Origin of the sequence: Paraburkholderia sp. BR14312 (assembly GCF_040948675.1) — a bacterium.
In the GTDB taxonomy this organism is placed as follows: domain Bacteria; phylum Pseudomonadota; class Gammaproteobacteria; order Burkholderiales; family Burkholderiaceae; genus Paraburkholderia; species Paraburkholderia nodosa_A.
Genome location: NZ_JBFPKI010000007.1, coordinates 396,388 through 415,162 on the forward strand (window position 1 = coordinate 396,388; position 18,775 = coordinate 415,162).

Below are 18,775 nucleotides of genomic sequence, written 5' to 3' on the forward strand. Positions count from 1 at the left end.
ATTTATGGGGCTTATTTCTTCATGGCCGCGCTTTGCGGATTCAGATTCGTGAGACGACCGCTTTCGGTCCCGGCCGATTCGTCGATGACTGCGTTGATCAACGTGGGCTTGCCCGACGCGATCGCTTCGAGCAGCGCGCTCGTGAGTTCTTCGGGCGTCGTCGCCTGATGGCCGATGCCGCCGAAGGCCTCGATCATCTTGTCGTAGCGCGCGTTCTTCACGAACACCGTCGGCGCGACGTCGCAGCCGCCGCTCGGGTTGACGTCCGTGCCGCGATACACACCGTTGTTGTTGAACACGATGGTGCAGACCGGCAGGTTGTAGCGGCAGATCGTTTCCAGCTCCATGCCCGAGAAGCCGAACGCGCTGTCGCCCTCGATCGCCACGACCTGCGTGCCGCTCGTCACCGCCGCGCCGATCGCGAAGCCCATGCCGATGCCCATGATCCCCCACGTGCCCGAGTCGAAGCGCTTGCGCGGCTGGTACATGTCGATGATGCTGCGCGCGTAGTCGAGCGTGTTCGCGCCTTCGTTGACCACGTTGATGTCGGGGCGCGTCTTGAGCACGTCGCGGATCGCGCGCAGCGCGCTGTGGAAGTTCATCGGCGACGGGTTCTTCGCGAGCGTCGCGGCCATCTTTTCGAGGTTCTTGTTCTTGCGTTCGGCCACGGCATCGAGCCACTCTGCCGGCGGCTTCGGGAAGTCAGTGCCGAGACCGGCCACGAGCGCTTCCACGCACGAACCGATGTCGCCGATCACCGGCGCTTCGATGGCGACGTTGCTGTCGATTTCCGTCGGGGCGATGTCGACCTGCACGAACTGCTTCGGTCCGGCGGCCGCGCCCCAGGTCTTGCCCTTGCCATGCGAGAGCAGCCAGTTCAGGCGAGCGCCGATCAGCACCACGGCGTCCGACTCGGCCAGCACGAACGAGCGCGCGGCCGACGCCGACTGCTCGTGCGTGTCGGGCAAGAGCCCCTTGGCCATCGACATCGGCAGATACGGAATACCGCTCTTCTCGACCAGTTCGCGGATTTGCGCGTCGGCCTGGGCGTAGGCGGCGCCCTTGCCGAGCAGGATCAGCGGACGCTTTGCATTCCTGAGCACTTCGATTGCACGTTGCACCGCATCCGGTGCGGGAATCTGGCGCGGCGCCGCGTCGACGACCTTGATGAGCGACTGCTGGCCCTTCACCGCGTCGATGGTCTGCGCAAGCAGCTTGGCCGGCAGGTCGAGATACACGCCGCCGGGGCGGCCCGAGACGGCCGCGCGAATCGCCCGCGCAATGCCGACGCCGATGTCCTCGGCGTGCAGCACGCGATACGCCGCCTTGGCATAAGGCTTCGCCGCGTTGAGCTGGTCCATCTCTTCGTAGTCGCCCTGCTGCAAGTCGACGATCTCGCGCTCGCTCGAACCGCTGATGAGAATCATCGGGAAGCAGTTCGTGGTCGCGTTGGCCAGTGCCGTGAGGCCGTTCAGGAAACCCGGCGCGGAGACGGTCAGGCAGATGCCCGGCTTCTTCGTCATGTAGCCCGCCACGGCCGCGGCGTTGCCGGCGTTCTGCTCATGCCGGAAGCCGATGAAGCGCATGCCCTCGGCCTGCGCGAGACGGGCGAGATCGGTAATCGGAATACCGACAAGACCGAAGATCGTGTCGATATCGTTGAGTTTCAGCGCGTCGATGACGAGATGAAAACCATCGGTCGTTTGCTGCGCTTCCGGCACAGGGTTCTGCTGTGCCTCGTTGATGCCTGCTTCTGCCATGACGTCTCCTCTTTGGCGGGGCGTTGTGCGATCCGTGATATACAATATTCCACACACAGTATTAGTCAAGACGTTTTTTTATCCATGCCGGGTTTGCTGCACTGCATCGCGCCGCGCTGCACCGTTGCGGTCTCGTTCGGTCGCTCGCCAAGCGGCAAACGTTGATGCGCCACACCATGGGCAAACACCTACAATCGGCCCAAACGTCCCAACTAACTTGTTACGGACTCCATACTTTTATTTCAGCATCGCGACGCTCATTCAGACGACCTGCGTATCGATGCCCCTGACTCATGCGCCGAGCCGATATGAATCGGCGGATCGACGCGGCGCCCCTACGTGTCAGTCCAGAAAATCGCAGTTGGCTTCCACGAACAGCGCGAGTTCGATCGAGTGCTGCCGCACGAGCTGCTCGACGCGCTCGGTGTCGCGCGCCTCGAGCGCTTCGATAATGCGCATGTGCTCCACGATCGAGCGCGACGCGCGATCGCTCTGCGCGATCGTCATGCGCCGGATCGCGCGCACATGCATGAAGATGTTCTTGATGGTGTCGACGATGATGGGCGACTTCGATAGCTCCACCAGTGACTGGTGAAACATGATGTTCGCTTCCGAGTACTCCTCTATGTGGTCCGATGGCGTCGAATCGCCGAAGGTCGCGAACATGCGCCGCAGACCCGCGATGTCGTCGTCCGAGGCGCGTTGCGTGGCGAGGCGCGCGGCGATGCTTTCGAGCGCGGCCCACATATAGATCATCTCCACGATCTCCTTGCGCGTCTTGCGCAGGATGTAAACACCGCGGCGCGGCACCGTGCGCAGAAAGCCCTCCTGTTCCAGCAGCGTCATCGCCTCGCGAACCGGCGTTCGGCTCACGCCGAGCTTCTCAGTCAATTCCTTCTCGTCTAGCCGGATCTCGTCTCGCGAGCGGTAGATGTCGGTTTCGGCAATGGCCTGCTTGAGCTTCGCGTAAGCCTGATCGCGCAGCGAAGCGGTTGCGTTGATCGGCTCCAGCGTCAAGGTGACCGGGGGCATCCCGGTGACGAATTCTCTTTCGGCGGACATCGGTCGTTTGTCTCCAACGTTCTGTTTAGCCGGCGCTGCTGGGTAATTTCATATTTCCAATACAATATATCAGTACAGCGCTCATGGCTAAGCGGGGTTTACGCGGACCGGATGCAGGTCTCGCTAGATTGGCCAGCCAATCCTCAATCCATACAGCCTTACTTATATTTTTCTAAAAAAACTTTAACTATCGGTTATTCATTGGCGCTTCTACTCTTGCTTCACGCCACTCGACATGAGGAGACAGCGATGAGCCACCTGGACACCCGCCAAGATCGTCAACTGGAAGCGCAGCTGTGCGCGTTCAATACGGCATTCGCCGAACTCGGCCTGCGTTTTCGCTGGGATGCACGTACGCTCTACTCGCTCGCATCGATCGCCGGCGAATATGCGCGCGTCGCCGCCTATATCGAGACGAATCACCCGCATCTGCTGAAGGCGTACAGCATGGAGTTCCTGTGCGAGGCGATCCTTGCTCGCAAGAACGCACAGGCGCCCGGTGAATGGCCGCTGGCCGCGCCCGCTCAACGCGGTTCACAGGAATGGGGAATGGCAGCCGCGATGGAGCAGGATTGGCGCGAAGGCGGATTGCCTGCACTTGCCGGCGCCTGATGCGCAAGGGCGAAGTGCGAGCCCGATAAAGACGAAACCCGGCTGGATTCGCGCGCGTTAGCGCGCTATCCAGGCGGGCTCGATATTGAAGGACAACGAAGGAGAACTGCGCGTTCAGGCGTTGCGGCGCACCTCGGCCTCTTGTTCCTGCAGCTTGCGCCACAGAATCTTGCCGCTGCCCGACTTCGGCAGGGCGTCCACGAACTGCACGATGCGCGGCGCTTTGTACGCGGCCATGTTGTCGTGCGCCCAGGCGATGATGTCGTCTTCGTTCACGCTGCCGGCCTGTTTCGGATCGAGCACAACCACGGCCTTCACGGTCTCGCCGCGGCGCGCGTCCTGGGTACCGATGATGCACACCTCGTTGATCGCCGGATGCCGGTACATCAGCGCCTCGACCTCGGCCGGCCAGACCTTGTACCCCGACGCGTTGATCATGCGCTTGAGGCGGTCGGTCATGAAGTAATAGCCTTCTTCGTCGCGCCGCACGAGGTCGCCCGTGCGCAGGAAGCGCTTGCCGTCGCGTTCGATGAACGCTTCGCTCGTCGCCTTGGGGTTGCGCCAGTAGCCCTGCATCACTTGCGGCGCATGCATGATCAGCTCGCCCGATTCGCCTGGCGGGACCTCCTCCAGCGTGATCGGATCGATCACGCGCGAGTCGACATCGAATACCGGAATGCCGAGACATTGCGGCTTGGGACGCTGCGGCGGATTGATATGGGTGCCTGCCATCGTTTCCGACATGCCGTAGCCCTCGACGAAGTCGAGCCCGGTGAGATCCTTGAGCTTCTTCACGACTGCGTCGGGCATCGTCGCGCCGCCGCCGCGCATCCAGGCGAGGCTCGACAGGTCGTACTCGTGAATGCGCGGGTTCGAGATGAAGTCCACCACCATCGTCGAGATCGCCTGCCAGCCGTTGATGCGGTAATGCTCGATCGCACGCGCTGCAGCGTCGCGATCCCAGCGCGGCAGCAACACCACCGTCGAGCCGTTGTAGATCGGACTGTTCATGCCGCCCTGCATACCGGTTACGTGAAAGAGCGGCAGCACCGAAAGTTGTACGGCGTCCTGATTGCTTCCGAACCAGTTGCAGCCGCCCACGGCCGTCGCCATCACGCTGCGATGCGTGTGCATGCAGCCTTTGGGCTTGCCCGTCGTGCCCGAGGTGTACGGCATCACGCAGAGGTCGTCGGGACCGGCGGTCAGCGCGCCGGGTACGCAGCGCGCCTCGAGCACGTCGACCCAGTGCGCAACGCCCGGACCGCTCACAGTGCGCGGTGCGCTCACGAACTCGGGCGGCGGCGAAAACGGCTCGCACTTCAGATAGTCGCTATACGTCGCAACGAGCAGATGCTGCAGGCCCTCACCTTCCTGCACGAGCGGCGCAATACGCGGGTAGAGGTCCTGCGCGACGAAAGCCGTGGTCGCGCCGCTGTCTTCCACGTAGTGCGCAAGTTCCTCGGTGAGGTTCATCGGGTTGACCGGCACGACCACGGCGTTGGCGCGCAGGATGCCGTAGTAAGCGATGACCCACTGGGGGCTGTTCTGCATGTAGAGCAGCACGCGGTCGCCGGCCTTCACGCCGCATTCCTGCTGCAGATAGCCGGCTACGCGCTCGGCCTCGTCCTTGAACTGCGCGAACGTGACGGGCGTGTCGTAGAAGACGATGAACGGCTTGTCGGGATAGCGTGCCGCCGACACCTCTGCGTTATAGAAGAGGTTCGTTTGCGGAATGCTCAGATGCGGGGAAAGATGCGAGGGCCAATGCGGCGAGGCCGGCAGCGGCGATGACGGTGAATGTGCAGAAAGCGTCGGGGCGGACGTGGACATGGCGGGCTCCGTCGGGCAAGACTTGTGAAGAACGCGGCCGCCAACTGCTCGCTGAGCGCTGGCGCCGCGTACCGTGCGCAATCAGACGATGCTCGCGCCGCCATCCACGGCGAGATATTGACCCGTCATATGCCGCGACGCCTGGCTCGCGAGAAACACCACGGCGCCCTTGAGATCGTCGTCGTCGCCGAGACGGTGCAGCGGCGTATGGTCGATCACCACCTGTCCCAGCTTGTCGAGCAGGCCCGCCGACATCTTCGAGGGAAAGAAGCCCGGGCAGATCGCGTTCACGTTGATGTTGTACTTGCCCCATTCGGCAGCCAGCGCACGCGTAAAGTTGATGGCCGCCGCCTTCGAGGTGTTGTACGCGATGGTCTGCATGGGTCCGAGCGCCCCCTTCAGGCCGGCAATCGAAGCCACGTTGATGATCTTGCCACGCTGGCGCGGGATCATGCTGCGCTTGCCCACTTCGCGCGCGAGGAAGAACGGCGCGTTCACGTTCAGGTTCATGACCTTGTGCCACGCCTCGTCGGGATAATCCTCCGCAGGGGCGCCCCACGTGGCGCCCGCATTGTTCACGAGAATGTCGATCTGCCCGCCGGCCGCCAGCGTCTCGTCCACGAGCGGCTTGACGGCCTCGGCGCGCTGCAGGTCGCTCACGATCGTGGTCGCCTTGATGCCGAGCGCCTGCAGATGGGCCGCCGCCTCGGCCAGCTCGTCGGCCTTGCGCGCCGTGATCACCACGTGGCAGCCCATCTCGCCGAGCGCCTGCGCCATCTGCAGACCCAGCCCGCGCGAGCCGCCGGTAATGAGTGCGACCTGACCGCCCAGCTCGAACATTTCCCTGACCCGCATGCTTTCGTCTCCTTGATGTCTGTCGACCGGCCGACGTTCCGGATTGCGGAACGCGATGAGATGCCAAGGATTCTAGCGAGGCCCGCTAGTCAGGAAAATAGGGAAAAGCACGACCGTTCATTAAACGGCATTTGTGCTTTTGCCGCAGGCGATATGCGGGCTGAGTCGGCTGAAAAAGCAAACATGCGGCGAGTTAATTGCGCGCGCAACCGTTGCAATCGCGCGACAGCCAGCGTTTTCACCCCTTCACCAAGCGTCTATCATCGGCCCCCCGGCCGGCATCCACTGGCCCGGCATACGAAAAATTCGGGCCCCGGCACCCCGGCGGCCCGACGCACTGACAACACGCAGCAGAAGAAAGGATTCCACCGTGAGACATACCCAGATCGCATCCGCCGTCGGCGGCCTCGCCCTCGCATTGGCTTGCCAGCACAGCTTCGCGCAAAGCTCGGTCACGCTGTACGGCATCGTCGACACCAGCATCCGCTACCTCACGAACGCCAACGCGCACAACGACAACGAGCTGCAGATGACGCAAGGTCCGGTCACCGGCAGCCGCTGGGGCCTGAAGGGCTCCGAGGATCTGGGCGGCGGCCTCTCGGCCGTATTCCGCCTCGAGAACGGGTTCAATCTCTGGAACGGCCAACTGGCCAGCTCGAATACGCTGTTCAGCCGGATGGCGTACGTGGGGCTGTCGAGCAACAAGTACGGCACGGTCACGATGGGCCGTCAGAACACGCCCCTGTTCGATCAACTGGGTAACACCTTCGACCCGCTGACCGTAGGCAACTTCGACCAGGACGGCTGGCTGCCGGGCGCACTCGGCTACGGTCTGCGTGAGAACAACTCGGTCAAGTACGACGGCAAGTTCGGCGGCCTCGAAGTCGAAGGCATGTACAGCTTCGGCGGCGTGGCAGGCAGCGTCGGCGCGAGCAACATGTACGGCTTCACGGCCACCTACGCAGCCGGTCCGGTCTCGCTGCTCGCGGGCTACCAGCAGAATAGCGACGCACACAACAACAAGTACCGCGTGGCCAACCTCGGCGCGGTTTATGCGCTCGGTCCGGTGCACCTGTACGGCGGCTGGCTGTGGGGGCAGGACAATACGGGCGTGGTCGACCAGTACATGGCAGCCGCAAACTCGCCCGCGGCGATCAACTTCGTGACGCCCGTGACGAAAACCAACCGTATCGACAACGGTCTCTATGCGGGTGCCACGTGGCAGGTCAGCTCGCCGCTGTTGCTGACCGCAGCGTACTACTACGACCACGCAAAGAACGGCCTCAATGAAGACAGCGTGACGCTCAGCACCGGCGTGCGCTACTCGGCAGTCCTGCTGGCCGAGTACTCGCTGTCGAGGCGCACCGAAGTCTATGGCACGGTCGACTTCATGCGCGGCACCGGTTCGGCAACGGCCGACTTTCCGGGTCGCAACAACCAGACCGGCGTCGCCGTCGGCTTTCGCAACATCTTTTAGTAGCGGATTGCCTCGCCGGGTCTGATGACCGGCACGGCGGCGGCGGGGCATCTGGATAGCGCACACGAGTGTCAATGCGCGCCTTCTCAACGCAAACGAGCGGACAAATGCCCGCTCGTTTGCATTCATTCATGCGCATCGATTAACTCATTCGCACATTGAGTGACCTTCATTTAAATTACATTTAAATTACGAATAAAACAAAAAGCTTTCGCATTTGGCTGAATCCCCCAGGGATTACTACGGGTTCCAGTCAACATGCATGCAAATGTTTAACGCCGGGCGTACACTGCTGGCGCGTAGCCCATTGCGGGGGGCCGCTCCAAGCACACAATCAAGCCACACAAGGCAATGCCGACACATGCATGAGATCGCGCGAAGTGCGCAAGCGCCAATTGCGATCGACAGGAGACATGGCATTGCCCCAGTATCACAGGAGAATAATCAACATGAGCTGGACGCGTGAACAGAAGAACGTCACGATCGCGGCGTACCTGGGATGGACGCTCGATGCATTCGATTTCTTTCTGATGGTTTTCGTTCTGAAAGACATCGCCACCGAATTCAACACCAAAATCCCGGCAGTGGCTTTTGCCATTACGCTGACACTGGCCATGCGCCCGCTCGGCGCGCTGATATTCGGCCGCCTCGCCGACAAATACGGCCGTCGTCCCACGCTGATGGTCAACATCGCGTGCTACTCGATACTCGAACTGCTCACGGGCTTCTCGCCCAACCTCGCGACCTTCATCGTCCTGCGTGCGCTCTTCGGCGTCGCGATGGGCGGCGAGTGGGGCGTGGGCTCGGCGCTCACCATGGAAACCATTCCGCCCAAGTCGCGCGGCATCATTTCCGGGCTGCTGCAAGCGGGCTATCCGAGCGGCTATCTGCTCGCCTCGATCGTGTTCGGTGTGCTGTACCAGTACATCGGCTGGCGTGGCATGTTCTTCGTCGGCGTGCTGCCCGCGCTGCTCGTGGTCTATGTGCGTATGCACGTGCCCGAGTCGCCGGCCTTCAAGGAGATGGAAAAGCGCCCGCGTCCGAGCCTGCTCACCACACTCAAGCACAACTGGAAGCTCTCCCTGTACGCCATCGTGCTGATGACGGCGTTCAACTTCTTCTCGCACGGCACGCAGGATCTGTATCCGACCTTCCTGCGCGAACAGCATCACTTCGATCCGCACACGGTTTCGATCATCACCATCGTGCTCAATATCGGCGCGATCGTGGGTGGCCTCTTCTTCGGTCGGATTTCCGAAAGTATCGGCCGCCGCAAGGCAATCTTCATCGCCGCGCTGATCGCGCTGCCGGTGCTGCCGCTGTGGGCGTTCTCGCAAGGGCCGGTGCTGCTCGCGCTCGGCGCGTTCCTCATGCAGATTTCGGTGCAGGGCGCCTGGGGCGTGATCCCGGTTCACCTCAATGAAATCTCGCCTGACGAAGTGCGTGCGACCTTCCCGGGCCTCGTCTATCAGCTCGGCAACCTGTTCGCTTCGGTGAACGCCACGCTGCAGGCGTCGCTCGCCGAAACGCACAACCAGGACTACTCGATGGCCATGGCGATCGTCGCCGGCACGGTCGCCATCGTGATCGCTGTGCTGATCCCGTTCAGCCGCGAACGTCGAGGCATCGACATGACGCAGACCGCAAAAGAGGTGTCGGGCGTCTGACGTGCCCGCGGCCCCGTAACGCCGCACCGCAGCAACACCATGAAAGGCTGTGCCGGGTTCGCCCGCACGGCCTTTTTTGCTGGTTTTGACGATGGTCGAACACCCGCTTGCGCACACCGGGTAAGACCTCCTGGCCGCACGGCGCGCGGCGTTGCATGATGAAAGGCACTCGGTTGCCCTACCGTCCGGAGATCCACTATGAGCGACACGCCCCAGCCCGATCCGGCGAGCCCGGTGGCAGCTTGCGCACCTCAGGCGGCCCCACCTCAGGTGGCCCCTCCCAACACCGACGGCATCTGGTACGCCTCGTACCCTCCCGGCGTGCCGCGCGAAATCCCCGCAAGCCAGTACGCCTCGCTCACCCATTACTTCGACGACTGCACGGCGCGCTTCAGCGAGCGCGTCGCCTACGTGAGCGCCGGCTCGCCGATGACCTACGCCGCACTCGCCCGCAAGGCCACGGCGTTCGCATCCTGGCTGCAAGGTGCGGGCGTGCAGCCAGGCGAGCGAGTCGCGATCATGCTGCCCAACACCTTGCAGTATCCGGTTGCCCTCTTCGGCGCGCTCAAGGCCGGCGCCGTGATCGTCAACGTCAACCCGCTCTACACCGTGCGCGAGCTCGAGCATCAGTTGCAGGACAGCGGCGCGCAGACCATCGTCGTGTTCGAGAACTTCGCCGCCACGCTCGAAGCGGCGCTGCCCGGCACACAGGTGCAACGCATCGTCGTGACGGCGCTCGGCGACTTGCTGGGCGAAGGGTTAAACCTCAAGGGCCGCTTCGTCAACGTCATGCTGCGCCACGTGAAGAAGATGGTGCCGCCCTACCACCTGCCGCGTGCCGTGCGCCTGCTCGATGCACTCGCGCAAGGCGCGCGCGCCCCGCACGCGCCGGTGGCGACCCACGCCGACGATCTCGCGTTCCTCCAGTACACGGGCGGCACCACGGGTGTCGCGAAGGGCGCGATGCTCACGCACGGCAACGTGCTCGCGAACGTGCAGCAGGCAAAGGCGTGGATTGGCAACCAGTTCGACGCCAACGCCGAGACGGTGCTTACGCCCTTGCCGCTCTATCACATCTATTCGCTCACCATCAATGCGCTGATCTTCCTCGCACTCGGCGGACGCAACATCCTGATCGCCAATCCGCGCGACATGAAGCGCGTGATGAAGGTACTGGAGCACGAGACGTTCAGTTGCATCAGCGCGGTCAACACGCTCTATAGCGCGCTGCTCGACAACGCGGCGTTCCGCCAGCGCGACTTCTCGGGCCTCAAACTCGCGATGGCGGGCGGCATGGCCATGCAGAAGGTCGTTGCCGACCGGTTCCGGGCCGTCACGGGCAAGCCCGTCGTGGAAGGCTACGGTCTCACCGAGTGCTCGCCGATCGTTTCGATGAATCCCGTCGATATCGCGCATGCAGAGGGAGACGAGGCGCATCCGGAAGGCTCGATCGGGCTGCCCGCGCCGTCCACGCAGGTGCGCTTTCGCAGGGACGACGGCACGTGGGCCGGCATCGGCGAAGCCGGCGAGCTCTGTGTCAAGGGTCCGCAAGTGATGAAGGGCTACTGGAATCGCCCGGACGAAACGGCAGAGGTGTTTGCCGACGGGTGGCTCACGACCGGCGACATCGGCATGATGGATGCGCGCGGTTATATCCGTCTCGTCGACCGCAAGAAGGACATGATTCTCGTGTCGGGATTCAATGTGTATCCGAACGAGATCGAGGACGTGGTAGCGATGCACCCCGGCGTGCGCGAGGTGGCGGCGATCGGCGTGCCCGATCCGGTGCAGGGCGAGCGCGTGAAGGTGTTCATCGTGAAGCGCGATCCCGCGCTCACGGAAGCCGCGCTGATCCAGTTCTGCCGCCAGCAGCTCACGGGCTACAAGGTGCCGCGCATCGTGGAGTTCCGTGAGTCGCTGCCGCAATCGACCATCGGCAAGATCCTGCGCCGCCAGCTGCGCGACGAAGAAATCGCAAAAGCGGCGAAGAAGTCGCAGACATGAGCTGTCGATGCGCTATTGCTAAGGTTGCCTAAGCGAAGTCGCGCAGCGTCACCCCACGCGCGCTGGCTAGCCGCGCGAGTACGAATCGGTCCGAGGGACGCAACGCGCCAGTCAAGGCCGCGCCAGGCTCGAGGCGCCGGGCGATCCGCGCGTGCCACAGTGTGCCGATGTCGCTATCGGCCGTGTCGGCGCAGCCGTCGCCGATGGCCCACGCAACACATCCCGCGCGCGCCGCTGCGCGCGCGAGCACGCGGCCCTGCTCGAGTGCCGGGTCGAACACTGCGGCGCCTGGCGCATCCAACGCTGCACCCGCACGAGGCGCGCGTACGCCCAACGCAACGCTGAGCGCATGCGCCTGCCAAGCCGCGCCGAGCGCCACGGCCCCGGCATCGCAGAGAAAAGCCCGCCTGTCCATCGTGTCCTCCGTACGCCTTGCAACGAATCCTTCCCGCCAATCGCTACGCAGTCTTGATTAAATCGATCACGTATAGCCGCGCTCCGCACGCCACGCCTCGGGCCAGATGCCCTGCTTGCCCGGCGAGAGGACGCCCTGCGGATCGAGTGCGTCTTTCACGGTTTGCGCGAGACGCAACAGCGCGCCGTCGTTGAAGGCGTACTGTGCCGCTGCGTAGTCCATGTAGAGCAGATGCGAGCGGTAGACGCCGTAGCCGGCCGCGCCCGCGTCGCTCATCAGCGCGCGCAGCAGGTCCCCCGCGCGGGCTGCATCGTCGCGGCGCTCGCGCGCGAAGATCGCCGCGAATACGTGATGCAGATAGCGCCCCGCCGCGGTGAAACCGCCGTAGTAATCGAAACCGTACTCGGCCGCGCGCGCCTTGACGAGCGCGTACTGGCGCAGCGCGTCGCGGCCATCGGCGGGACACAGCGGCGAGAAGTCCACGTGCGCGCCGTCGCCACCGCGCCAGTCGAGCATGCGAAACGCGCTCATCGCGGGAATGCCGGCGAGATTGCGGTCAGCGCCGCCCCGCGGTTCGTCGCCTTCGGCATAGCGACGCGCCGAGAAACGCACACCCGGTACGCCGGCAAACGCACGCTCGACGATGCGCCGTTCCACGTCGATCACCTCGGGCTCGCCATAGAGCGCATAGTGCAGATTCCAGCGGCCCACGCCCAGATCGCGCTGCATCGCGGCGACGGCGGCCTCGGGCATCGCGCCCTCGCCTTCGTACCAGCGAGCGCGAGGCGCGAGGCTCGCGGCGCGGCGGATCACGCCTTCGATCGCTGCGTGCTGACGTATCGTGCCGCCGAGCTGCAGCGCGCGCAGCGTATCGACGAGCACGCCGAGATCGCCCTCACGCGCGAACTGGATCTCGCCGATCACGAAGGCCCGCGGGGCGGGCATGAGCCAGAGCCCCATCTTCGTGACGACGCCGTAGTTCGACTGCGTAAAGAGCGCATCGAACGAAGGCCCGTAGCCCGGCCGGTAGAGTTGCCACGCCGTGCCGTTTTCGATCGCACCCATGCCGGTGCGCACTACATCACCGTTGGCGAGCACGACCTCCATGCCGCACTGCGAGGCGGCGTGGTCGCCATAGGCGGTCGTCCCGAAGCCGCGCTCGAGCGTATTGCCGACCACGCTGCCCCAGCCCGCCGCGGGCGGATCGACCCACAGGCGCAGATGCTGTTCGCGCAGATGTGCGTGCAAATCGAAGTAGCTCACGCCCGGCTCGACGCGCGCCCATGCGAGGCGCTCGTCCACTTCGAGGATCCGGTTCAGGCGCTGCAGGTCGAGGACGACCGAACCCGCCAGACGCGGCGCGGCACCGCCATAGGCGAAGTTGCGCCCCGCGGAAACGGTCCACAGCGGCACGCGCGTGTCGTTCGCGACACGCAGGATCGCGCGGATCTCTTCGACACTTGCGGGGAGGATCGCAGCGGAAGGGGCGAAGGCGTGCGCATCGGCGAGCGGTACGAACGGATCGAAATACGGATCGAGCGCTGCGCCGCCACGGCAGACGTTCGGCGCGCCCACGATGCCTTCGAACGCCGCGAGCGCACGCGCGAAACGGGCCTCGTCGATGCCAGGAGGCAAGGTGGGCGCGGCACGGCGCGCGGGGTCGCTCATGGGCCTGCTCCGCCGGCGTCGCGCATCACCACTGCCCGGGCTTGCCGCCCAGCGCGCCGCATACGTCCAGCGCGATCTCGCGCAGCTTCGGTTCTGTCTGCGGCCCCGAGAGCGCATAGCCCGTGCGTTCGGTGCTCCAGTAGAACGTCCGGCGGTTGCCATCGCGCAAGAGGCGCACGGGATCCCGGTCCCTGGCCGAACTGGCCACGTAGAGCGTGAGGCGCTCGCCCGCATCGTTCTCGTACATGAATTGCGCGGCCGGCCCCGTGTTGCCGGGCAAGAGACGCCCGCCCACCAGCGTATAGCCGTATTCGGCCAGCGACGGCACCGAGAGCGGCTTGCCTAGCCGCCTGGAGAGCCACGCGACGAGATGCGCCTCGTCGGCCGCGCCCACTTCCACGGGATGCCGCTGCTCCGGCGAATACACCGCGTAGGCGATGTCGGCGCGGCGCGCAAACGCTTCGGGCGTTTCGCTGCGCGCGGCCGCCGGCGCGGAGACGGCTGCCAGTTCTGGAGCCAGGCCCGGCGCGAGCCGCGGCACGAGCGCCGTGGCCGCCACCGCGAGCCCCGCGCCCACCGCCACCCACGACGCCGCGATGCCGGCGCGCCGCCACCACGGCTCGCCCGCACGCAGGACGAACACGGCGGGCGCGCTGCCTGCCGGTTCGGCTGCGCCGGACGCCGCATCCTCGCCCGCGACGCGCGCGCCTTCGCACAACGCCTGCAGCGCGGCCTTCTGCGCGCGATAGGCCGCGACGCGCGCCGCTGCACGCGGATCGTCGGCGAGGCGCGCCTGCAGCGCCTCGCACTCGCCCGCGGGCAGTTCGCCGTCGACGAAAGCGCCCAGCATCGTAAGGTCCTCTTCTGGCGAAGCAGGCGGCACGCCTTCGCCGTCGCGTTCGTGGCCGAGATCGTTGTCGTTCATCGTAGCGTCCCCACCACCCTGAGCGGCGCCGCGCGTTGCGCCGGATCGCGCCCCGGATCCTGCACCGGCCCCGTATCGAGCAACGCTCGCAGATGCTCGCGCGCTCGCGACAGGCGCGACATCACCGTGCCGGCCGGCACCCCGAGCACCGCCGACGCCTCGCTGTAGCTCAACTCCTCCACGCACACGAGCAGCAGCACCTCGCGCTGCGCCGCCGGCAACGCATAGAGCGCGCGCTGCAGATCGCGCAGCACGAGGCCGTCGACCTCGCCGTGCGGCGCCTCGAGCGTGCGCCACGGCGCAGCTTCGTCGTCGACGGCAATCTCACGCCGGCCGCGCAACTGATCGATATACAGATGGCGCAGGATCGTGAGCAGCCACGCGCGCAGATTGCTCTGCGGGCGAAACGAAGTCCAGCGCGAAAGCGCACGCTCCGCGGCGTCCTGCACGAGGTCGTCAGCCCAAGCGGCGTCGCCCGTCAAGGCGCGCGCATAGCGGCGCATGGGTCCGAGCTGCGCCACGACCTGCGCTTCGAACTCCGGCGACGGATGACGCAACACGCCACACGCCGCTCAGTAGCCGCCGCCCGACGAGCCGCCCGAACTGCTCGACGACGCCCCGCCTGAATTCATGTCGCTGCAAGCCGTGAGGCCGGCTCCCGCGACGCCTGCCAGCGCCACACAAACGAGACACGCGAGACCTTTGCGAAACCGCTCCATGATCACCTCCACTGGGTTCATCACCGATATCGCGTTAAACGTTGCAGCGGGTGCGCTTATTCCGCGCAGGCGGCGATTTCGCTTTTCGTGTGCCGCCGCACGGAACGAAGCCCTCGGGCGCCGCGAGAATCATCGCAAGCGGATCGAAAACCATCGTGTAATCGCGTATAAGCGTGTGATCCGCCTCGAATCGGTCGAGCATGGCTGGCCGTCTTGGACTACGCTGTGTGAGTGAGTGCATGCGCGTCGAAAGGTCGCGCGGGTCTGTCAATCCGCGGGCCTATCGTCGGCAGGCCTCTTTCCGAAAACCGCTGTCGCTGCCCATCGCTACCTGTCATCCGGACACGCCCCTTCCCGGCAGCCGACGACAAGGGACGCAGCGATGCATTTTTCGTCAATCTGCGGTCGCGGCCGCGAGCCGGTATAGTTCTGCAGTAAGCTTACTTTCCCGCACGCGCGCTTCGCCGACACAAGGTAGAATCGCGGCGAGCAAACGTTTCCAACTGATTGCGGCATTGCGCCGCCTGGCCAAATCTAGTCCATGCCTTCCGCAGAATCGCACCCGCAAAACGACTTCATGAACGCCGCGCGTAAGGAAAGAAAGCGCGTCGAAATCTATCTGGTCAACGGCATTCGCCTGACCGGATGCATCGAGTCGTTCGATCAGTATCTGGTGATGCTGCGCACGCCCGTTGGCCTGCAAGGCATCTACAAGCGCGCCATTTCGACCATCCAGCTCGACACCGGCACCCGTCCGGGTCCGCGCCCGGGCGGCGCTCGCAGCTCGCACGGCGAGCATACGAGCCGCGGCCCGCACGGCAGCCACGGTGGCCATGGCCCGCGTGAACAACGAGAACCGCGTGAACCGCGCGAGCCACGTGAAAACTGGTCGGCGCCGTCCGGCGCGCCGTCGGGCGCATCGAGCGCCCCCGGCAATGACCGTGGCTCTCAGGACGGCCCGGTCGTCGTCACGCGCCGCCGCCGCCTCTACGGCGCGGTGAACAACGGCGGCAACGGCGGCGAAGGCTCGGGCAACAGCTAAGCCGCTGCTGGCTGGCGTACTCGCTGCACGGTACGCCGATCACGCCGACATTCAGTACAGTACGGGCGCGCCTTGGCGCGCCTGCTTGTTTGTGCGCGCGTTTCGTACAGCTACGGTGCGGTTGCGTTCAGTTTCGTTCCACCGTCTTCCGACGCGCTCTGACAGCCGTGACTCGCGGTCACGATTCCGGCTTTGCGTTATTCTGGGCGTGACGCATATCGCAACGGAGACCGCCATGAGCGCATCCAAGCCGAAAGCCCCGCAACCCTCGCAACAAGACCCGCTCGACGAAGCGCTCGAAGAAACCTTCCCCGCGAGCGATCCGATCGCCGTCGACCCCTCGCCTGCCGGCTCTCAACCGAAGCCCCATTCCGCAGACGAAACTCGCAAGGGCCGCGACACGCATCGCCACGGCAAGCACTGAGCGCGACCCGAACGATCGCACCATGAAGAAAGGCGGAGCGCCTATGACGCTCCGCCTTTTGCGTGCCGCATACGCGTGTTCCGCGCAACCCGTTGCACAGCCGGGCGCCGGGTGAGCACGCTGGCCACACCGGGCACCGGCGATTAGCGGATCGGCAGACCGCCTTCCACTTGTTGCTGCAGTTCGCGCACTTGACGCTGGACCGTGCGCAGTTGCGCCTGGGCGGCCGTCTTCTGTGCCTGCAACGCGTTCGCCTGATCGCGGCCCTGCTTCTGCCGGTCGGCGACAAGCGCCTGCTGCTCGCGCGCGATAGCCAGATCCGCCTGGAGCCGGTTCGCGTGGTCCTGCGTGAGCGCGATCATGCGGTCCGTGAACGCCTTCTGCGCTTCGAGGCGCGTGCGGCGAATTTCCACTTCGGCGAGCTGGCCCGACTTCACCGCGAAGTCGCGATAGATGGCTTCAGCACGCGTCTCGTCGCTCGTCTTGATCACGCGCCAGAACGTCTTGTTCTGGAACAGCGTCACGTAGTACGTCATTTCCTTGCCGTAAAACAGCAAGCTTGCGCCATACGAGCCGTTGTAGGTCGTGCGCAGTTCGGCGAGATCCGAGCCTCGCAGCATCTGCTGCAGCTCGGCGACGTTGCCCGCGGCGTTCTGCTTCGCTTCATCCGGCGTGAGTACGCCCGGCTGGCTCGCTGCCAAAGGCAACGCAGGGGTTGCGGCCTGATCGTCCTGCACTGCGGGTGCGGCGGTGGTCTGTGCTACGGGCGCCGCTGCTGCTGCATTCGCTGCTGCTGAATTGTCAGGCGGCGTCTGTGCGCAGCCCGTACCGATTCCCCCGATTAATACCAGCGCCGCCAGAGCGGTGCGACGAACTCTCCACTTGTAGTCCATGTAGTACCTGCTTTGAACAGTTCTAATTTTTACAAATCGGCACAATTATTACTCACTTTCACGTGTTTCGGGCCACTCGTAGAAAATTTGCCGATTACGTATCTTTTCCCACAACACATAGCAAGAATTTCCTGGGAATTGCGCGCTGTCCTTGCATCGCCAGCCGTTTTGGTCCAGCGCGGCCAGGGCCGACCAAACTAGAGTTCCTTCTCTCAAACGCGCGCGATGCTTTCCAGTATCCTGCCCTGACCTTGCGGCTTGCCAGGCGTGCCTGGCGCGACGCACGGTCAGCGTCGACACGACAAACAACATCAGTGGAGGAAGACATGAATCGAGTCATCGGACGCGCGGCGCGCCACGTTGCGCTTGCGAGTGCACTGCTATGCGGCGCCCTCGCCGCGCACGCTCAAACCGACACGCCCGTCGGCGTCTGGCAGACCATCGACGATCACACCGGCCAGCCGAAAGCGCTCGTGCAGATCAGTGCCGACGCCAACGGCGACCTGAGCGGCAAGGTCATCAAGGGCCTCGGCGCGACTGATCAGCCCGATCGGCGCTGCACGGCCTGCACCGACTCGCGCAAGGATCAGTTGATCCTCGGCATGACGATCATCGACAGCATGAAAAAGACCGCTGAGGGGTATGACGGCGGGCACATTCTCGACCCTGAGAACGGCAAGGTGTACCGCTGCAAGATGCATACGGAAGACGGCGGCCAGAAACTCGTCGTGCGCGGCTATATGGGTATTTCGCTGCTTGGCCGCTCGCAAACCTGGGTGCGTCAGCAGTGACTGCGTGCGTGAGCGGATCGACCTGAGGACCGGTGCACAAACCAGCCAGGGGACCTGGGAGACGAAACCGGCCGAAGCGCGCACATGAGCCGCTTCGGCCGGACTTCATCAGCGCCGGTATTACGCTGTGTGGCGATACACGGAGCGACAGGTGAAAGGCTGCGACTGCGCGGACGCGCTCGCCACCAGGACGAACGGCGAATTGCGCGGCACGTTGCGCGCCGCTTCCTGCCTGCGCGCCGCTTTTTCTGCACGGCTCGCGTGCTTGCGCATGCGCGTTTCGATGGTGTCGCACAACCTCACGCCGTCTTCGCCGAACAACTCGCCCATCACGCGCTTGAGCGCCCCGTTGTAGTGCCAGGTCTTGAAGCGGCGATGGCAGGTTTGATACGAGGGGTAGCGGCGCGGCATGGCCGACCAGTTCGCGCCGCTATACATGACCCACAGCACGCCGTTGAGCACCGAGCGCGTATTGGCGAGCGGCCGTCCACGCAACTCGGTGCGCGGACGCAGTTCGGGCAGGAGCAGCATCACGCGCTGCCACTCTTCGTCGGTAATATCGCGATGCGGGGTCATGGAAGGTCCTTTGTCAGACGGTGTGCTGACAAACGATATCCACTCACCCCCGCCA

19 protein-coding genes and 1 pseudogene are annotated in these 18,775 nt (G+C 64.5%); 8 read left to right on the forward strand and 12 right to left on the reverse strand.

Annotated elements, in window-relative coordinates:
• Positions 1 to 11: 11 nt before the first annotated feature.
• Entirely contained in the window at positions 12 to 1,760 is a 1,749-nt protein-coding gene (gene oxc / locus AB3X98_RS22040; RefSeq protein ID WP_342945620.1) for an oxalyl-CoA decarboxylase, read from the reverse strand.
• A gap of 342 nt (positions 1,761 to 2,102) precedes the next feature.
• Positions 2,103 to 2,822 (reverse strand): GntR family transcriptional regulator, encoded by a 720-nt coding sequence (locus tag AB3X98_RS22045; RefSeq protein ID WP_069267852.1) that lies wholly within the window; start codon positions 2,820 to 2,822, stop codon positions 2,103 to 2,105.
• Between the two features lie 216 nt (positions 2,823 to 3,038).
• Between AB3X98_RS22045 and AB3X98_RS22050 the strand changes: the two genes are divergently transcribed.
• A complete protein-coding gene (locus AB3X98_RS22050; RefSeq protein ID WP_342945619.1) occupies positions 3,039 to 3,434 on the forward strand; it encodes a hypothetical protein in 396 nt (131 codons plus the stop codon).
• Between the two features lie 114 nt (positions 3,435 to 3,548).
• On the opposite strand, the gene AB3X98_RS22055 is transcribed toward AB3X98_RS22050, so the two are convergent.
• A complete protein-coding gene (locus AB3X98_RS22055) occupies positions 3,549 to 5,264 on the reverse strand; it encodes a long-chain fatty acid--CoA ligase (RefSeq protein ID WP_368604109.1) in 1,716 nt (571 codons plus the stop codon).
• An 81-nt stretch (positions 5,265 to 5,345) separates the two neighbouring features.
• Positions 5,346 to 6,119: an SDR family oxidoreductase gene (locus AB3X98_RS22060; protein ID WP_368604108.1), complete on the reverse strand. Its 774-nt coding sequence runs from the start codon at positions 6,117 to 6,119 to the stop codon at positions 5,346 to 5,348.
• Between the two features lie 370 nt (positions 6,120 to 6,489).
• Between AB3X98_RS22060 and AB3X98_RS22065 the strand changes: the two genes are divergently transcribed.
• The 3 genes from AB3X98_RS22065 to AB3X98_RS22075 all read left to right on the forward strand — a co-directional run bounded on the left by AB3X98_RS22065 (position 6,490) and on the right by AB3X98_RS22075 (position 11,267).
• Positions 6,490 to 7,596: a porin gene (locus AB3X98_RS22065; protein WP_368604107.1), complete on the forward strand. Its 1,107-nt coding sequence runs from the start codon at positions 6,490 to 6,492 to the stop codon at positions 7,594 to 7,596.
• Between the two features lie 449 nt (positions 7,597 to 8,045).
• Positions 8,046 to 9,263 carry an MFS transporter gene (locus tag AB3X98_RS22070; RefSeq protein ID WP_069267857.1) on the forward strand — a complete coding sequence of 406 codons (1,218 nt, stop codon included), beginning with the start codon at positions 8,046 to 8,048 and terminating at the stop codon, positions 9,261 to 9,263.
• A 198-nt stretch (positions 9,264 to 9,461) separates the two neighbouring features.
• Entirely contained in the window at positions 9,462 to 11,267 is a 1,806-nt protein-coding gene (locus AB3X98_RS22075; RefSeq protein ID WP_368604106.1) for an AMP-binding protein, read from the forward strand.
• Between the two features lie 28 nt (positions 11,268 to 11,295).
• Here the strand turns inward: AB3X98_RS22075 and AB3X98_RS22080 are convergent, their stop codons facing one another.
• The 5 genes from AB3X98_RS22080 to AB3X98_RS22100 all read right to left on the reverse strand — a co-directional run bounded on the left by AB3X98_RS22080 (position 11,296) and on the right by AB3X98_RS22100 (position 14,994).
• Entirely contained in the window at positions 11,296 to 11,682 is a 387-nt protein-coding gene (locus AB3X98_RS22080; RefSeq protein WP_069267858.1) for a hypothetical protein, read from the reverse strand.
• Between the two features lie 66 nt (positions 11,683 to 11,748).
• Positions 11,749 to 13,350, reverse strand: coding sequence for an FAD-binding protein (locus AB3X98_RS22085; RefSeq protein ID WP_368604105.1), 1,602 nt, complete (start codon positions 13,348 to 13,350; stop codon positions 11,749 to 11,751).
• Positions 13,351 to 13,375: 25 nt separating this feature from the next.
• Positions 13,376 to 14,200 carry an anti-sigma factor gene (locus tag AB3X98_RS22090; RefSeq protein ID WP_368604215.1) on the reverse strand — a complete coding sequence of 275 codons (825 nt, stop codon included), beginning with the start codon at positions 14,198 to 14,200 and terminating at the stop codon, positions 13,376 to 13,378.
• A 71-nt stretch (positions 14,201 to 14,271) separates the two neighbouring features.
• Entirely contained in the window at positions 14,272 to 14,778 is a 507-nt protein-coding gene (locus AB3X98_RS22095; protein ID WP_069267926.1) for a sigma-70 family RNA polymerase sigma factor, read from the reverse strand.
• A gap of 69 nt (positions 14,779 to 14,847) precedes the next feature.
• Positions 14,848 to 14,994, reverse strand: coding sequence for a hypothetical protein (locus AB3X98_RS22100; protein WP_176732975.1), 147 nt, complete (start codon positions 14,992 to 14,994; stop codon positions 14,848 to 14,850).
• Between AB3X98_RS22100 and AB3X98_RS22105 the strand changes: the two genes are divergently transcribed.
• The 3 genes from AB3X98_RS22105 (at position 14,993) to AB3X98_RS22115 (ending at position 16,460) form a co-directional block, all read left to right on the forward strand.
• Positions 14,993 to 15,229 (forward strand): hypothetical protein, encoded by a 237-nt coding sequence (locus AB3X98_RS22105; RefSeq protein WP_368604104.1) that lies wholly within the window; start codon positions 14,993 to 14,995, stop codon positions 15,227 to 15,229. The genes AB3X98_RS22100 and AB3X98_RS22105 overlap by 2 nt on opposite strands.
• A gap of 306 nt (positions 15,230 to 15,535) precedes the next feature.
• Positions 15,536 to 16,036 carry an RNA chaperone Hfq gene (gene hfq / locus AB3X98_RS22110; RefSeq protein ID WP_342945611.1) on the forward strand — a complete coding sequence of 167 codons (501 nt, stop codon included), beginning with the start codon at positions 15,536 to 15,538 and terminating at the stop codon, positions 16,034 to 16,036.
• A gap of 235 nt (positions 16,037 to 16,271) precedes the next feature.
• Positions 16,272 to 16,460: a hypothetical protein gene (locus AB3X98_RS22115; RefSeq protein WP_342945610.1), complete on the forward strand. Its 189-nt coding sequence runs from the start codon at positions 16,272 to 16,274 to the stop codon at positions 16,458 to 16,460.
• Positions 16,461 to 16,603: 143 nt separating this feature from the next.
• Here the strand turns inward: AB3X98_RS22115 and AB3X98_RS22120 are convergent, their stop codons facing one another.
• Positions 16,604 to 17,353 (reverse strand): DUF2968 domain-containing protein, encoded by a 750-nt coding sequence (locus AB3X98_RS22120; RefSeq protein ID WP_368604103.1) that lies wholly within the window; start codon positions 17,351 to 17,353, stop codon positions 16,604 to 16,606.
• Positions 17,354 to 17,401: 48 nt separating this feature from the next.
• Positions 17,402 to 17,539, reverse strand: a pseudogene (locus AB3X98_RS22125) (Fis family transcriptional regulator); the annotation flags it as partial.
• A 140-nt stretch (positions 17,540 to 17,679) separates the two neighbouring features.
• Between AB3X98_RS22125 and AB3X98_RS22130 the strand changes: the two are divergent.
• Complete coding sequence (locus AB3X98_RS22130; RefSeq protein WP_069267864.1) at positions 17,680 to 18,144, forward strand: DUF2147 domain-containing protein; 465 nt, start codon at positions 17,680 to 17,682, stop codon at positions 18,142 to 18,144.
• A gap of 120 nt (positions 18,145 to 18,264) precedes the next feature.
• Here the strand turns inward: AB3X98_RS22130 and AB3X98_RS22135 are convergent, their stop codons facing one another.
• Positions 18,265 to 18,720, reverse strand: coding sequence for a transposase (locus tag AB3X98_RS22135; RefSeq protein WP_368604102.1), 456 nt, complete (start codon positions 18,718 to 18,720; stop codon positions 18,265 to 18,267).
• Positions 18,721 to 18,775 lie beyond the last annotated feature (55 nt).

Excerpts from the sequence above, each read along its gene's own strand:
- oxc (WP_342945620.1), bottom strand. The coding sequence starts at position 1,760 with ATGGCAGAAGCAGGCATCAACGAGGCACAGCAGAACCCTGTGCCGGAA.
- AB3X98_RS22045 (WP_069267852.1), bottom strand. The coding sequence starts at position 2,822 with ATGTCCGCCGAAAGAGAATTCGTCACCGGGATGCCCCCGGTCACCTTG.
- AB3X98_RS22055 (WP_368604109.1), bottom strand. The coding sequence starts at position 5,264 with ATGTCCACGTCCGCCCCGACGCTTTCTGCACATTCACCGTCATCGCCG.
- AB3X98_RS22060 (WP_368604108.1), bottom strand. The coding sequence starts at position 6,119 with ATGCGGGTCAGGGAAATGTTCGAGCTGGGCGGTCAGGTCGCACTCATT.
- AB3X98_RS22070 (WP_069267857.1), top strand. The coding sequence starts at position 8,046 with ATGAGCTGGACGCGTGAACAGAAGAACGTCACGATCGCGGCGTACCTG.
- AB3X98_RS22075 (WP_368604106.1), top strand. The coding sequence starts at position 9,462 with ATGAGCGACACGCCCCAGCCCGATCCGGCGAGCCCGGTGGCAGCTTGC.
- AB3X98_RS22080 (WP_069267858.1), bottom strand. The coding sequence starts at position 11,682 with ATGGACAGGCGGGCTTTTCTCTGCGATGCCGGGGCCGTGGCGCTCGGC.
- AB3X98_RS22085 (WP_368604105.1), bottom strand. The coding sequence starts at position 13,350 with ATGAGCGACCCCGCGCGCCGTGCCGCGCCCACCTTGCCTCCTGGCATC.
- AB3X98_RS22090 (WP_368604215.1), bottom strand. The coding sequence starts at position 14,200 with ATGCTGGGCGCTTTCGTCGACGGCGAACTGCCCGCGGGCGAGTGCGAG.
- AB3X98_RS22095 (WP_069267926.1), bottom strand. The coding sequence starts at position 14,778 with ATGCGCCGCTATGCGCGCGCCTTGACGGGCGACGCCGCTTGGGCTGAC.
- AB3X98_RS22105 (WP_368604104.1), top strand. The coding sequence starts at position 14,993 with ATGATCACCTCCACTGGGTTCATCACCGATATCGCGTTAAACGTTGCA.
- AB3X98_RS22100 (WP_176732975.1), bottom strand. The coding sequence starts at position 14,994 with ATGGAGCGGTTTCGCAAAGGTCTCGCGTGTCTCGTTTGTGTGGCGCTG.
- hfq (WP_342945611.1), top strand. The coding sequence starts at position 15,536 with ATGCCTTCCGCAGAATCGCACCCGCAAAACGACTTCATGAACGCCGCG.
- AB3X98_RS22115 (WP_342945610.1), top strand. The coding sequence starts at position 16,272 with ATGAGCGCATCCAAGCCGAAAGCCCCGCAACCCTCGCAACAAGACCCG.
- AB3X98_RS22120 (WP_368604103.1), bottom strand. The coding sequence starts at position 17,353 with ATGGACTACAAGTGGAGAGTTCGTCGCACCGCTCTGGCGGCGCTGGTA.
- AB3X98_RS22130 (WP_069267864.1), top strand. The coding sequence starts at position 17,680 with ATGAATCGAGTCATCGGACGCGCGGCGCGCCACGTTGCGCTTGCGAGT.
- AB3X98_RS22135 (WP_368604102.1), bottom strand. The coding sequence starts at position 18,720 with ATGACCCCGCATCGCGATATTACCGACGAAGAGTGGCAGCGCGTGATG.